Source organism: Siphonobacter sp. BAB-5385, assembly GCF_002261125.1.
GTDB lineage: Bacteria > Bacteroidota > Bacteroidia > Cytophagales > Spirosomataceae > Siphonobacter.
This window is the reverse complement of record NZ_NMPS01000220.1, coordinates 212,545-226,243: the sequence shown is the minus strand read 5'-3', so window position 1 is coordinate 226,243 and position 13,699 is coordinate 212,545. Positions and strand designations below refer to the sequence as shown.

The following is a 13,699-nucleotide window of genomic DNA, read 5'->3' as shown; positions in this document are numbered from 1 at the left end:
AAATTTCAATTCCACTCTGGTACGATTAAGACTGGGCACGGCTCCGCAGGAAATCATGGTCCGGTACCATTTCAATTCCACTCTGGTACGATTAAGACCTGTTCCCGTAAATGAGCTAGGAACACCACCACCATATTTCAATTCCACTCTGGTACGATTAAGACCCCAATCAAAAACGTGTAAAAAAGGCCTTTTCAGGCTTCTGCACGCTACTTACTTGCTATAAATTAAATCAAAAAATCGTCGATCTCCAATGGTATGAAAATACCCGTCGATCGACGACTTCTGATAATCACGGCTTTATGTCAGTAGAAGGGTAATTAATGCACGAAACAGGTAACTGCCACCGAGCTGTGTAATTCGATCGACGATCCCGTTTTACAAAAAATCGTCGGTTGATTGCCGTTCTATACCGACGATTTGTTTATCCAGCCACTTCTGGTCGCGATTCTTGAACAAAATTAGGCTGTCTTCCTCTTCATTCATGATCCGTTTCGCTTCGTGTAATAACTCCCTCAACTGTACGTCGGTCATCTCACCCTCAAAAACCGAGTTCTGGATCCAGTTCAAGTAACGCCGACAAAGTTTTAACATCTTGCCCACGCGTTTCTGGCCCATATCGTACACTAAAATGACATACATCTTTTATTGATTTTGAAGAAGAAAATCTCCAGAGGCAGGAGTATAAAGAACGAAGAAGTATTCTATAAACCATTCACCACCAGGCTTTAAAAGGTTTGTAGGCGTCAATGCCGAGCAGGTGCTTTTGTAATTTATAGCATTCCAGTTTAATCAGGTGTTTGTAGCTTACACTCCGGCCCAGCGAGCGGTGTTTGATGGTTTCTTTCAGCGAGGTATCAAATTCCTTTAAAAACCGTTTGCGGGCCGCTTCTTTCATGAGACAACCTTCTACTTCCATTCGAAAATCGGAGGGTTGCAACTGCTTTTTATTAACCATTCGAAAAATAAGTCGGTCGATAAGAATGGGTTTGAAAATCTCCGCCATATCCAGGGCGAGCGAGTACCGTCGGGCACCGGGTTCGTGCAGAAAGCTGATCGTCGGATTGAGTTGGGTATGGTAAATCATGCTTAAACAAGCCGAATAACAGAGCATGTTTCCCAGCGAAATCATGGCGTTTAATTCATTTTGCGGGGGCCGCTTGCTCCGCCCTTCCATACAAAAAGTCTCGCCCAGAATCGCATCAAAACAGCTGTAGTACGTTTGTCGAATGTTTCCTTCGATGCCCATCAACGACGGTACGTCCGTGGCCGAATGAATCAGGGTCATTAGCTGCTCGATGGTTAAAATGGCCTCGTTGAGCCCGCCGGCTTTCCGATTTTCGTAGTATTTGAGGACGCGTAAAATGTTAGTGGCCGCTCCTTCGACAAAGGCTTTAGCCAGAATGATTCGCTTCTTGCCGGAGACGTAATGTTTGGTTTGTTCTACCTGCATTTTGCCCGCCAGCAGGTACTCGCGGGGCATGAACGAACCCGTATAGTGTTCATAGTAATCAAAGAAGTGTACGGCGATCCCTTCTTTCCCCAAAAAATTATACAGGGCAGAGTTGGCGTCTAAACTTCCAAACACATACAAGTCGGAAACTTGGTTGACGGGCAGAAAACGCGGCTGTCCTTCATTTCCGTCTTCGTCAACGGGCGTAAACTTGAGGGTATGATCCTGCCGACTCAGCCGACCGGGATTCATCAGGTACTTGGTCTGTTTCATGGGTGTGGTAGAGAAAAGGGGAAGGAAGGGGTCAGGCTTCTGACTACGTCTATTCAACTTCCTCGGCGTAACAAAAATCGAAGTAACTACAGGCCTGACATCTACTCTTACTGATTCGCCCGGGGCACTGTTCGGAGTTTATTATACGTTCAATATCCTGAATCCAGCTCTCGACTACGGATAGGTCCGTCTCTTCCAGGTAAACCGTCTGGGTCTGGCGGAGTTTGGGATACTCGATCAATCCCGTGGCTCCTGCTACGCCATTCTTTTGCAATAGATAGAGATAGAACTGCACCTGAGCCACGTGAGAGTGCTCAAGCTTATCGGATTTTTTGATTTCATGGACGACTTTGTTATAGGGATCATAAAAGTCGATTTTAGAACCGTCGAGGGTAATTTCGCGGTAACGTTCGGCTCGCTGGGGATAGGCGTGTTCGTGCAGTTGTTTGCCTTCGGCAACGGCTTCTGAAGTATGCTCCATACGGATATGATTGGCATGAAGCCACATTTTCCGGTGGCAAAGGTGGTAGTAGTTAATTAAGGTAGCGTTGGGGTAGGACATGCATGGTAAACGGTTTAGAAAACAGGAGTTACTTCCGCTTATTTATTTCTATATACTTTCAATAATGTCAAAGTAACTCTGCTTTGATTATACCAGCAGAATTGATTCAAGATTATCGCATGTATATACTATAAAAAATTAAAATCAGGTGAACGTTCTATTCGTTGATAACCAACGCCTTTAATGTATTTGAAATTAGTTGCTACAAGCGTATTTTGCTTATCCTCCAATTTTAACTGATGTTCTTTAGGACATTCCCAAGGATAAGCCTGCACTAAAAGCTGGCTGGCTTCAATGTATTTGCCTTCCTTTCTTCTGGCCTCAAACTCGGATTTCAAATTCTCACAGAGAACGTCAATTTTTAAATTACTTTTATCAATAACTTCTTCAACCCAATCTGCCCAGTCACCCGCGTGAAATGTCTTCTCAAAATTAACAATTCGTTCGTGCGTGAAACCGATCAGAAAATCTCGTTCTTGTTCTTCAGTATAACCCTTCGCATAAACTTCATCACAGGCATCGACTAAATGTTGCTCAGATAACTCTTGTCCATTCAGTTTCAACAGAACACGCCATGTTTCATCTACGATAGCTTTGTCATAAATACGTTTGGTATTGCCAACGCTATTTTCAAAAAGATATATTTCTGATGGTTTTTTACGCTTCCCAGCTCGATTAACGCGACCGAATCGTTGAATCAGTGCATCAATAGGGGCATTTTCTATGAAAGCAACATGATAATCAATATCCAAACTAACCTCTACAGCCTGCGTAGCAATTAGTAGTGAAGGACGTTCTTTTCGATCATCAGCCGTAATGCTCTTTTCAATTTCTTTACGGTCTTCACGATGAAATCCGCCGTGTAGTAATTTAGGATTGTACTTTTCAAAAATCTCACTAAGTTTTTGACATGTGCTAACATTATTGACAATAATCAGCACAGTCTTCTTGTCTTCCTCTAATAGTTGCTTAATCTGATCAATTGAATTAATAATGGTTTTGTTAGCTTGGCAGATTAGCTTATGACGGATGCGTTTCAGTATTTCGGCATCTGCGGGTTCTTTTGGATTTGGACGTAAGACGCTGGATTCATCGCCATCAAATAATTCCCTGACAAGACGCTCAAGTAAAAACTTAGGAATCGTAGCCGACATCAGCATAATTTTGGCGTTGCAAAATCGTTTAAGCCACTTCAGTGTAGCCAGCATCATGCCTGTTAGGTGTGCATCGTAGGTATGAAATTCATCAACAATAAATAGTGCATTTTGGTAATCAAATAAACTCATATCCCAGCCTTTACCATGTAGGGCATGTTTCAATACCTGATGCAAGGTAGCTACTTTGACAGGATAGAACAATTCACGTGAAGCCGACCGCTTGTTTCGAGCAATCTCTTCACTTTTTTGAAAATTGTTCGTTTCGTTGATCGCTTCCTCATAGAAAAAATCAAGAGCTTTACTATGTAGAGCCGTTACACGGTCCTTGCCGTAAACGCCTTTAAGCCTACGTGTCATAGCGTTGATACTAGCCGTATATGGTAAAAGATAGAATAACCTGACATTTTCTGTCTGATTGGCATACACCCAACTTAATGCAGCTTCCGTTTTCCCCGACCCTGTTGGTGCGTGTAAGATGACATCGCCTTGGTAATGCTGCATTTGCTCCTGAAATGGCCGGAAAGGTACTCGAATGACTTTTTTCTCATCATTTATAGTAGTAGGATAAAAATCTGTCAATTCAAGTCGTTTCCATATGGGCAGCTCACTTTCTGTCTTTGCAGAACCAATGTGGTCAGCGGCCATTAGTAAGCCACGCATACGAGCTAGTTGCAACTTGTCTACTTCTATTGATTGTTGTGTGTTCTTGGATAAAAGGCCGTGAATTTCATCAGAATAATAATCTTTCGGAGAAAGATTATTACTTATGGGCCAAACCTCTTTAAAAATTGTTTTCCACTCTTTTACTATATTTTCAGCATTCTCAATTAATGCAGAATCTTCGGCCAGATGAAAGGCTAAATCGTTTCCGATTTCGTAAAAAGACAGCTTTTTGAAACCATCTGAAACGATCCCCTTATGGTGCGTAGCAATCGCAAATAATTCATCGATAGGAAGCTTTAAAAACTGTTCACAAAACCAGAGTGAGATGAGCTCATGACGAATACTTACGACTGTTGTTCCTTTTTTAGATTTAGCTGAAAATGCTTATGAATTTTACCTATATCGTGCCATACAGCACAGCGAATAGCTTTTTCTAGCCACTCCTTACGCTCAGGCTCCGTGAAAGGCAATCTGTTTACTAGTTCGATAGCCGCCCTGATTACTCTTCGTGTATGTTCCTCAAGCGTCATGCATAAAGCAAACGTTGAGTCATCGCTTTTGGCTTTGTAAACGCTGAAGTCCATATTAATTATTGCCAATTGTGTAAATAGAAACTTTTTCCCTCCTCGGTTTTAAACAAATTATTGATTGATACTTCTTGGCCATTGCCTGCCGCTAAATTGATAAAGACACGTGGATTTATCGGTTTTCGACCTGCCCCTATTCGCGAGTGTTCTTCGTAAGCATCGGCTAGCTGCACTAACTGTCCAGCTACCTGCATACCGGGTGAAAAAGGTAAGGCACATCCGCTAAGTTTGGCCTGAGCAATGGCCTCGACTGCGACCACCCGAACTGAATTAAAGCGAATTCGCAATAAGTCCTGCGAGCGTCCCAGTGCAGGTGTACCAACCGGATAGCGGAAGTAATCCATCCAATCCGTACGATTGAGCCAGAGAGTCAAACAGGGTTGAAGATCACCTACTGAATCAGTTTCCGCTATAACATGAAACTCCCGTTTGTATGCATCCGTACCCTTAGCGTGTGGCTTGACATTTCGGCCATCAAACTCTAATCGATGACGGGTTTCCAAATCATTAGCTTCTGTCACATATTGATAATGAAATCCAATCTGTACCTCATCATGTGAAACGATACGCCCTAAACAACAGCCAATCAGTCCAAGAAGCGAAGAATAAGAGGGGACGGTCATGCATAGGGCGTTTCCAGAAAGAACGAAGGGCAGGCGTGGCGTTGCTGTCCATCCGTCAAATTGAACTTCCAAAACTTCATTCATTGGGCGTTGTAGTCAAGTGAGCATTTATAAAATCTTGAGCAACGCTTATAGGCGAGCCTACCACAATTGTGGAATTATTTGCAAGTGCTTTAACTTCAAGTTCGTTCTGCAAATAGCCTTCACGTATACCAATATAAACGGGAGTAGCCAGTTTGCTTTGGTAGTCGTCGATGATCTGTTTTAAAGCGTTTATTTTTAAAGATGGCATTTCGCCAGAACCTTCAAACAGATTATTAAAAACTGGATTTGCACATTCAATTCCGGCTAAAATCAGCACTTTAGGGCTGACATCTGCTCCAAAGGCGGCTTGCTTTGCCCCACCCCGTAAGAAGGCTAATCCACGAAGTAACCCGGCAGCACGCTGTTTCCGTGATTGTTCAGCATTGTATAGCGTGAAGCGTTTGAATGTCCCCTTCGCTCCTAAAGGTTTGCTATCCAACTGATCTGCATATTGTTTCACTGTCTCGGAGGCCAACTCTTGTTTACTCCCCAGATTATCGAATTGCCCAAGTCGATAATATTCGAGATTGAAGAATCCCTCAAGATGAGCTGCGTAGAATTGGGTTGAGTAGGGAAGCGGCGTGTTTTCTTTGAGGTGTACAAAACCCTCATCAACGTTTAACGTCCGCTTACCTCGAATACCCTTTAAAACAGAGCATTTAAAGGGCGACGTACGTTGAACACTCTCCGCTTTCGTTTTTGCTGGGGCTTCATCTTCATCCTCTTCGTCTCCTGATCCCGACTTATCGTTTCCGCCACTACGCATGTAGCCGAACAAATCATCTTCTGGAAATGAAATTGGATCGAGTTGTGTAGCTATTTTGTTAGTTGTACCTTTTTTCGAGACGCCAATTGCTTGTAACTCACTTGGTGTCCAGTTATTCTCTTCATTAGATGTATTTCGAAGCCATCGTCTCCATGCCTGTGCGGATACATATGGAACGTCTTCTAAACGGCCATTCGCCGCACGTTCCTTAAATGTTTTAGGTACTACTTTGTTGCGATCTTCTCCTGCACCTAGACCTGCACCATTTAAAAAAGCAGCTGTACCATCAATGACTAATGCACCAGTAATGTTATTAAGAGTTGCCATATTAAAGTGTTATAAAGGAATGAGTTAATTGGTGATAAAATTGATTTAGAAGATATTCAATAGCAAATCGGGCAAACGATGGATTGTATCTGCCCATATAATCGTACAGAAGCTTTTCAGGAGGAATTGAAGAGGCAAAAGGTAGTTCCAATTCCTTTTCAAGTTTGGCCATACTTTCTCGAACAGAATCTATCCATTGAGCAATTTGAAAACTCTCTCTCCGCATTGGAATCAGTACATGCTGGTGAAATTTCTCTTCATCCAACTGACCTTTGCTTCGTCCTTCCTGGTAGTAATAGATATATTCTTTCGCGAACTGATGAAAATGTTGCAAGTAGTCCTTTTGTTCAATACTTGTTTTAGGAAGGAGGTTGATGGGTTGTTTTTCTAAGCGTGGTATTGACTCTTCACGGTAATAGTTTAAGTAGATTCTTACAATGTCACGAAGGCCATAAGCGTTTAATCGGTTTTCTGCGTCGAACAATAAAGCATAAATTACTTCAAGCTCATAAAACTGACTGCCTTCTCGAATTAATAACGGCAATGGACTGCCTTCCTGATACCGAGACCCTAACCATCGACTGCTGTAGCTACGCTTGTCCTGACCCAGCAAATGAAAGAATAGATTAACTGATTGGCCGACAGGTAGGTTAGATATATTAGAAATAGCAGGGACTGTTACGCCGATATCATCTGGTGATGTTAATAAGTGTAGATAATAGAAATGGACCATCCTATACATCCGACTAATCGCAGCATCTATGGGATTTCTTTCAGGATGATTGAGAATCGAAATGTGATAAGTCCAATGCCATTCTTTACGAGTTGCTGCTTTTACTAATGATTCGTAAACCATGCTTTTATATAAGGCATAGTCATCAGCAGGAGCATCTGTTTTTTCTAAGAATTTCTTTTGAGCTTTACTCCACTCTTCTTTAGCTAACAGGTGGGCAATATATTTGGCATATTCTAACCTTTCATCATTTCTAATGAGCCTTTGATATTCCTCATAAAATTGAACAGAAACGCCTTTTGAATTTTTGTTGGCGTATAGCCCATAGAAATCTAAGTTTCCTTCGAGAGAATCTAGGAAACCAGACTGAATTTTTGAATTCATTAAAATCCCTTCCAGCGTTGGCCTCAGTGAAGGGCTTCTGTACAACTTGAGTAGCTTGACGATTAATTGATTTGGAATACGATCTATCTCACAACTAGCTCCTGTTCCAGAATTGGTAAAACTCCAAAGATTAAAAGCAGTGATTTTATCATTTCGCTCCTTATCCGCAAGAATTTGCAAGGCTCTATCTAAGTAATGGCCTTTAGTGAAATCCTTAACGTTATCAACCGATGAATTCGATGAACCTGCCGTAGCTCTACTTTTTATGAGGGCTACATGATCAGCTATTAGCCGTTTAGACAACTCTTCATTCGATGAATCAATCAATAAAATTCCACCTTTGTAAAGTACCGCAGATAAGGGTAAAAATTGCATAATAGCCAAACAAATAGGGTGTACCGTAAGTGCATATTTGGCTTGTGGTAAAGCCTGAGCATCAGAGCCTAACCCACCGAGTAATGGAAACCAACATCGATTGACAGTTTTATCCTTACCATTAATTTTACTGGCTGGATAACCTACCTTGCGGAGTGTTTGTTCATAGAAAGCATCGAATGTAGTCTTGAACCTCAACCCTGACAATTCGCAAGTATACGGACCCTCATTCTCAGGGTTTTCCAGAATGCCAGCAATGAGTTGGTTGTAGATGGCTTCACCAAACTCTTTATCATTGAGCAGCGGGCCATTTTTAGAAAAGAGCATGGTGTAGCTCTTCAATCGCTTATTTAAGCGTGTAAGGGTATGTAAACCGTCATTGTACGGATTTTTGAATAGTTTAAGTAACGTATTAGTATCTAAAGTATTGATACGTTGATTGGTCAATGCTTCAATAGTTTGCAACGCGTTATTGAGCATCGCACTGCCAGTATAGATTCTAAACAGTATCATCGCATATAAAGAAGGTTAAATTGCAACATATTTCACAGTGGTCTTCTCGCTCTGCTTGAGTAGCTAACCCGCAAAGACTGCATCGTACAGGTCTATTTATTAGAGTATCCGCATGCTTCTTCATAACGCTGTTTTTGTTGTTCTCAACAAACTAAAACAAATGCTATGATAAAAACAATCCAATAATATGCTTAACTCTACCAAATATTGCTTACACTATTATTTTGACATATTTTTACTTTTCAAAGTCAGTGACAGAATTGAAATATAATATGCTTGTCTCTAATCGTACTATACTGACTATTAAGTGATTATATGTTATTATTTACTCGCACACCCAAACCCCTCCGCATTATACCGCCCTACCCCCGCAAGCACAGCCAATTCCAGAATCTCCTTTGGCCCCGTTAGCTCAAACGAAAACCCATAATACCCCCGCACCTTGGTTTCCTCCCGCGAGTTCTCCTTGATCGTGACTAGCCGGGATTTGGGTTCGGATCGTCCTGCTACGAATCGGTAGGTCAGGCTGTCTGCTATCCAATCTTCTCGATCCGCTACCAGAGGTATACTACGCCATTTTGCCAGCAGATTCGAAACCAGTAAAGGTCCAAAGGCTTCGTCGGCGGGATGCAGGTATTGATCCATGCCGCGTTCGTCTTTCTGAGCGATGACTACCGGAGAAAGGGTTCGAAGGTATAGGGTATTTTCTGTAATGTTGAGGGGAAGAGCTTCTACCCGTTCGACGATGAATTCTGTCCGATGGCGGGGAGAAGCAATGACGCACTTCTGATCCTGAAAAAGACCCATAATGAAATGCTGGGCCGCCTCATCTACGTAAAAACTTACCACCCACTCGATCGTAGGACTATTCACCCATAAGCCACCAGCTCTGGCATCTACCCGGGCCTGGGGCATGATCAGATCCGAAAACGTAAAAAGCTTGAATCGTCGGGTTGAGGAATATGTGTAGCCCTGATCATGTAAGAATTGAGCATACTGAACATCGGCGTCGGCCAGTACGCTGTAAATGAAGGCACTCAGCCGATACGCGTAGTTAAACGGTACCAGCGTTTGAGTTGAAGTAGGTCGGAGGGTTAAGCGAAATTGCATATCTACGTATCCAGTTCTAGGTCAAAAGGTTAACACGAAGTAAAAAGTTTTTCTTTATTAGCCTGACAAAGATTTGTAAGTTGCGTGCAGACTCCATGCACGATGCTGAATTAATTTTAAAGATTATCTCCATGCCCGCCTCCCAATCGCAACGCTTTCAAGCTATTAACGAGCAGCTTCGCCGGGGAGCCGCCGTTCCTACGGCTGTGCTCATGCAGTATTGTGGCGTGGCCGAACGTACGCTTAAAGAAGACATCGTCCGGATGCGGGAGCGGTACGCGGCTCCCATCCATTATGACCGTCGGCGGGGTGGCTACTGTTATACCCAGGCATTTGACCTGAAAACGGTCGAGATCGAGCTAACGGATCAGGACGTAGCCGCTCTGAAAAACGCCGTAGCAACGTTGAATCAATTCCGGGATTTAGCCGTATTCTCTGATTTTCGCGGAACCGTTGACAAGATTGAACAGGCCGTACGTTTCCGTTTCGGTCAGCCTCTACAGTCGCAGGCTCATATCATTTTCGAAGCCGTACCGTCGGGTCGAGGCCATGCGTTGCTGGATGTAGTACTGGCGGCCTGTCTGCATAAGCAGGTGATTGAATTCCAGTATCAGAAATACGGCGAATCGGAGTCCCGCTCACGAACGGTTTTTCCGCACCTGCTCAAGGAACATCGCAACCGTTGGTATATCATCGGCTATGAGCTGGATCCGCCCCAACTAAGGGTTTTTGGTTTAGATCGGGTGGTCACGGGAACGCTTAAGCGGAGCGAACTACCGTTTGATCCCCCACCGTTTGATGCGGACGCTTACTTTCGTCCGGCGTTAGGGGTAGCCGTATACGATCATCCGGCCGAAGAAGTAGTCTTATCTTTTTCGCACCGGGAGGGCCTTCGCTTTCAGGCTCAGCCTTTTTATCCCTTTCGGGAAGAAGATATTTTGCTGGATACACCGGAAGAATTTCGCGTGCAATTGTCGATTATCATCAATCAGGAGTTAGTCTTCGAACTGGCCCGACTGGGCGATTCCGTACGGGTACTCTCCCCACCGGCTTTGATTGATTCACTGCGGCAGTTTCATGGGCGGGCCGGACAGCAATACGAAGATTTACAGTCCGATAAGCCGAGCTAGCAAACGCTTTGACCCGCTGTTTCTACCAAGGAACTACCCTGACGATGGCTTTTACTAAAACCGGTTTCCCCTTTTTATTCCAGAATAAAAGAAGCCGGGATGCGTAATATCTGTCTTTGCTGTTGGTACTCGCTTGTAGTGAAAGGTCCGTAACGTTTACGGCTGCGATGATCGATAATCCAATAATTTTCTTTGGCTGATAAGATGCGTTGATAGAACGGATCACGGGCTATGATTCGATCAGCCAGGGTACTGGTTTCCATAATATCCGCATAGCTGTTGGCGGCATATTTGTGATTATTTCGCCTTACACTATCAGCAATCATAGTTTGATACTCGCGATATTCGGGTTTTTGTCGAGCGATAATGAAGGTGTCATCATACGCATACTGAACGACTTTACCGCCAATACTTTCCTTGCCTAAAGGAGCTAGAATTGCATCTCCATCACCACCCCGAAAGAGATACCCACCGGGCAGGTCTTCGTAATAGTCCATACCGCCTGCCCCAAGCATGAGTAAGGCTAAAATGGGTAAGAGAATAACCAGGCTTGTCAGGGCTAGTCCAAGTAACAGTTGCCATACTGAACGAGTACGCATGGGAGAAAAAGTGAAGACCTATGGAAGCGAATCCGTTTTTACAAAAGGATGTTAGACGACTACCGGTAAACCCTATACGGGAAAATAATCAGAACAAGCCACAGGGATCAATCTGATTAAAGGCCTCTTGGACTTCAATGACATAGTAGTAAGACTTGTATTTTTTGGCTTTGTAGATATAGTCGTAAAATTGTGACTTGTGGTGAACAAAGTTGGATACCCGATGCACGATATTGATGTACTTATCACGATCCGTTCGGTGTGCAATTCGTATGGTTATTTCTCCATTGCTGCATACTTCATACGATAAAGAATTTTGCTCCTCGGGGGTCAGATAGGTAGCTAACTGGTTCTGAACGGCTTTGGGTACCACCGTGAACGATTGATGGTTTGCTTTTTCTTCGGTGATAAACGTATAACAGCCGTCCGACTCCCTCTTTAACGTATCCTTTAAAACCTCTTCGAGCAAAGCATCCTTTTGCTGGTATAAAAGGTCGATGACTTTGCTGTACCGAGGCATATTGACTTCCACATTTTTGTAATAAGCCGCATTCTGCAACTCCCTTTGCTTTTCTGGCCAGGGAAGAGGTTCCTCGTTACAGGTGGACATGATCAAGGCAAAGACAGCCCAGCTCAGAATGGGCGTAAAAAACAGTAACAGACAAATAATAATCAGGACGATATAGAAACCTTTCATTGGGTAATAAAGGATGAAGGTTGATTACTTGGGTGGTTGATGTTGGATAGGTGAGCAGGTGTAGGGGAAACAGATGCAAGTTTTCAAACCGATAGCCTTCCGGCTGGGAATGCCAGTTTCCCCTCCAGATCGAGGTGACTATAGAAATTCGATGCAGTAATCGGGACGGGTTGTCCGTAGCATTCGCTACGGACTTTTATCCTTCGTAGGCTGTGCCTGCCCGGCTGGTCTGGTTCCCCGCATTTTATACAAGGTCCTACCGGTGTTTGGTGGTTTGGTTGAAAAAAGGACTAGGCTAGTGCAGATTCCCAAACCCGTACCGATTAGTAGAAAAATCCCAGCCTCTTGGTTACAGAAAGGGGCAGATCATCTAAATCCTAAGAATGCCAAAGACTTACTTGAATCCGAAAAACAGGGGAAAAAGGAACGTAACGATCACCGTCCAAACGCTATAGATGGGCAAGTAAAAGGCCATGGCTTTACCTACGTCAATGAGGTCTGATTTCTTGGCGATGACCTTAAAAAGTCGAAGCGTAACGAGTAGTAAGTTAATCAGTATCAAAATATTACTGCCCAGCACGGCCAATCGGTTCGGCGTGATGCCCCATTCTGAAATTCGGAATACAATCGCTGACAGGGCGATGCCATTCACCACGATGGTTACTACCGATAAGAGGGCGAGTATCCAGACCTCAAACATTCGCTGCTGGTTTTTGCTTGTTTCCGCTATCGAAAAAAAGATGAGGGCCATCACCCCAATCAGTAAGGCATTAAACAGCAGCAGGAATTCGCGATCCTGGTAAGGGTCTTTCCCCGAGTAGAAAATGGCGATCAGATAAATCACCAGCATGACGAGTACCAGCGGACTGAATAGTTTGGCAATCACGGGAGATACCTTGCCAACGAGCTGGGGATTGGTCTGCGTCAGGTAGGTACCCACCAGCGGAGCCGCAGGCAGGCCAAAAATGACTATGTACTCGAAGTAAAACTTCTGAATGTGCAGGCCGATTAACTCGAATAAGCCCAGGGTTAGACCCGTTAGAATGCCGCCAGCAATCAGAATCAACGTAGTCATGACAATCAGATCGCCATTGTAACGTAAATAGCTGAGCCGTTTTTCCGGGTCATCTTTTACGGTTCCTACAAACGTAAAGCCAAGTATTGACCACAGGAACAAGAGCAGATGAATACACGACAAAACGAGTGTATCACTCCTGGATACATCCGGGAAAACATTGATGAACACCAGCCCCCCCAGACTCAGAGCGACGATGATTGCAAGGTTGGACGTGGACAAGCGATGCTTCCAGGCAAAATAGGCCAGTAAAGGAGGAAAGGCAATAAAGCCGATATTCCGGGGATAGAAAAATTCCTCGCGGAACCCAAAGATGACGGGAAATTTAGCAATCAGTCCGGCCAGTAAAGCCGCAATTCCGATGAATAGTAATTCGCCGCGGCTGCCCCAGTGCAGTTCATCGCCTTCGTACTGAAGCCGTTCATGCCAGAAGTCGGCCAGGGGATTACCCCGAAGTTCGGGATAAAGACTGTTGAATTCCCGTTTAAACGATCCTTTGTTGGTCCGGTACAAGTGTTCGAGTTGCCGGGGATCGTGCAGCTGACTACGGATTTGCTCTTTCATGGAAGCTTTTCTTAACGCTTATCG

12 protein-coding genes are annotated in these 13,699 nt (G+C 43.9%); 1 reads left to right on the top strand and 11 read right to left on the bottom strand.

The window, feature by feature from the left end; all coding sequences use genetic code 11:
* Positions 1-378 precede the first annotated feature (378 nt).
* The 8 genes from cas2 to cas6 all read right to left on the bottom strand — a co-directional run bounded on the left by cas2 (position 379) and on the right by cas6 (position 9,610).
* Positions 379-642, bottom strand: a complete 264-nt coding sequence (gene cas2 / locus BWI93_RS23730) for a CRISPR-associated endonuclease Cas2 (RefSeq protein WP_094816049.1) — start codon at positions 640-642, stop codon at positions 379-381.
* Between the two features lie 73 nt (positions 643-715).
* Positions 716-1,726: a type I-B CRISPR-associated endonuclease Cas1b gene (gene cas1b / locus BWI93_RS23725; RefSeq protein ID WP_094816047.1), complete on the bottom strand. Its 1,011-nt coding sequence runs from the start codon at positions 1,724-1,726 to the stop codon at positions 716-718.
* A 49-nt stretch (positions 1,727-1,775) separates the two neighbouring features.
* Positions 1,776-2,288 carry a CRISPR-associated protein Cas4 gene (gene cas4, locus BWI93_RS23720; RefSeq protein WP_094816045.1) on the bottom strand — a complete coding sequence of 171 codons (513 nt, stop codon included), beginning with the start codon at positions 2,286-2,288 and terminating at the stop codon, positions 1,776-1,778.
* A gap of 128 nt (positions 2,289-2,416) precedes the next feature.
* Positions 2,417-4,105, bottom strand: coding sequence for a CRISPR-associated helicase Cas3' (gene cas3, locus BWI93_RS23715; protein ID WP_094816043.1), 1,689 nt, complete (start codon positions 4,103-4,105; stop codon positions 2,417-2,419).
* 592 nt (positions 4,106-4,697) lie between these two features.
* A complete protein-coding gene (locus BWI93_RS23705; protein WP_094816039.1) occupies positions 4,698-5,402 on the bottom strand; it encodes a CRISPR-associated protein Cas5 in 705 nt (234 codons plus the stop codon).
* Positions 5,395-6,495 (bottom strand): DevR family CRISPR-associated autoregulator, encoded by a 1,101-nt coding sequence (locus BWI93_RS23700; protein ID WP_094816037.1) that lies wholly within the window; start codon positions 6,493-6,495, stop codon positions 5,395-5,397. Before BWI93_RS23700 ends, BWI93_RS23705 begins: the two co-directional genes overlap by 8 nt.
* Position 6,496: 1 nt before the next feature.
* Positions 6,497-8,500 (bottom strand): hypothetical protein, encoded by a 2,004-nt coding sequence (locus BWI93_RS23695; RefSeq protein ID WP_094816035.1) that lies wholly within the window; start codon positions 8,498-8,500, stop codon positions 6,497-6,499.
* Positions 8,501-8,821: 321 nt separating this feature from the next.
* On the bottom strand, positions 8,822-9,610 hold the full coding sequence (gene cas6, locus BWI93_RS23690; protein ID WP_094816033.1) for a CRISPR-associated endoribonuclease Cas6: 789 nt from the start codon (positions 9,608-9,610) through the stop codon (positions 8,822-8,824).
* An 80-nt stretch (positions 9,611-9,690) separates the two neighbouring features.
* Between cas6 and BWI93_RS23685 the strand changes: the two genes are divergently transcribed.
* Positions 9,691-10,740 (top strand): YafY family protein, encoded by a 1,050-nt coding sequence (locus BWI93_RS23685; protein ID WP_141217579.1) that lies wholly within the window; start codon positions 9,691-9,693, stop codon positions 10,738-10,740.
* A gap of 74 nt (positions 10,741-10,814) precedes the next feature.
* Here BWI93_RS23685 and BWI93_RS23680 read toward each other — a convergent pair whose 3' ends face one another.
* The 3 genes from BWI93_RS23680 to BWI93_RS23670 all read right to left on the bottom strand — a co-directional run bounded on the left by BWI93_RS23680 (position 10,815) and on the right by BWI93_RS23670 (position 13,675).
* Entirely contained in the window at positions 10,815-11,339 is a 525-nt protein-coding gene (locus BWI93_RS23680; RefSeq protein ID WP_094816028.1) for a DUF3997 domain-containing protein, read from the bottom strand.
* Between the two features lie 88 nt (positions 11,340-11,427).
* Positions 11,428-12,036 (bottom strand): hypothetical protein, encoded by a 609-nt coding sequence (locus tag BWI93_RS23675; protein WP_094816026.1) that lies wholly within the window; start codon positions 12,034-12,036, stop codon positions 11,428-11,430.
* 394 nt (positions 12,037-12,430) lie between these two features.
* The gene (locus tag BWI93_RS23670) at positions 12,431-13,675 is read right to left on the bottom strand and encodes a DUF4153 domain-containing protein (protein WP_094816024.1); all 1,245 of its coding nucleotides are present in this window, start codon (positions 13,673-13,675) and stop codon (positions 12,431-12,433) included.
* Positions 13,676-13,699: the final 24 nt, after the last annotated feature.

Coding starts and splice junctions, on each gene's coding strand:
- cas2 (WP_094816049.1), bottom strand. CDS start 642: ATGTATGTCATTTTAGTGTACGATATGGGCCAGAAACGCGTGGGCAAG.
- cas1b (WP_094816047.1), bottom strand. CDS start 1,726: ATGAAACAGACCAAGTACCTGATGAATCCCGGTCGGCTGAGTCGGCAG.
- cas4 (WP_094816045.1), bottom strand. CDS start 2,288: ATGTCCTACCCCAACGCTACCTTAATTAACTACTACCACCTTTGCCAC.
- cas3 (WP_094816043.1), bottom strand. CDS start 4,105: ATGCGTGGCTTACTAATGGCCGCTGACCACATTGGTTCTGCAAAGACA.
- BWI93_RS23705 (WP_094816039.1), bottom strand. CDS start 5,402: ATGAATGAAGTTTTGGAAGTTCAATTTGACGGATGGACAGCAACGCCA.
- BWI93_RS23700 (WP_094816037.1), bottom strand. CDS start 6,495: ATGGCAACTCTTAATAACATTACTGGTGCATTAGTCATTGATGGTACA.
- BWI93_RS23695 (WP_094816035.1), bottom strand. CDS start 8,500: ATGATACTGTTTAGAATCTATACTGGCAGTGCGATGCTCAATAACGCG.
- cas6 (WP_094816033.1), bottom strand. CDS start 9,610: ATGCAATTTCGCTTAACCCTCCGACCTACTTCAACTCAAACGCTGGTA.
- BWI93_RS23680 (WP_094816028.1), bottom strand. CDS start 11,339: ATGCGTACTCGTTCAGTATGGCAACTGTTACTTGGACTAGCCCTGACA.
- BWI93_RS23675 (WP_094816026.1), bottom strand. CDS start 12,036: ATGAAAGGTTTCTATATCGTCCTGATTATTATTTGTCTGTTACTGTTT.
- BWI93_RS23670 (WP_094816024.1), bottom strand. CDS start 13,675: ATGAAAGAGCAAATCCGTAGTCAGCTGCACGATCCCCGGCAACTCGAA.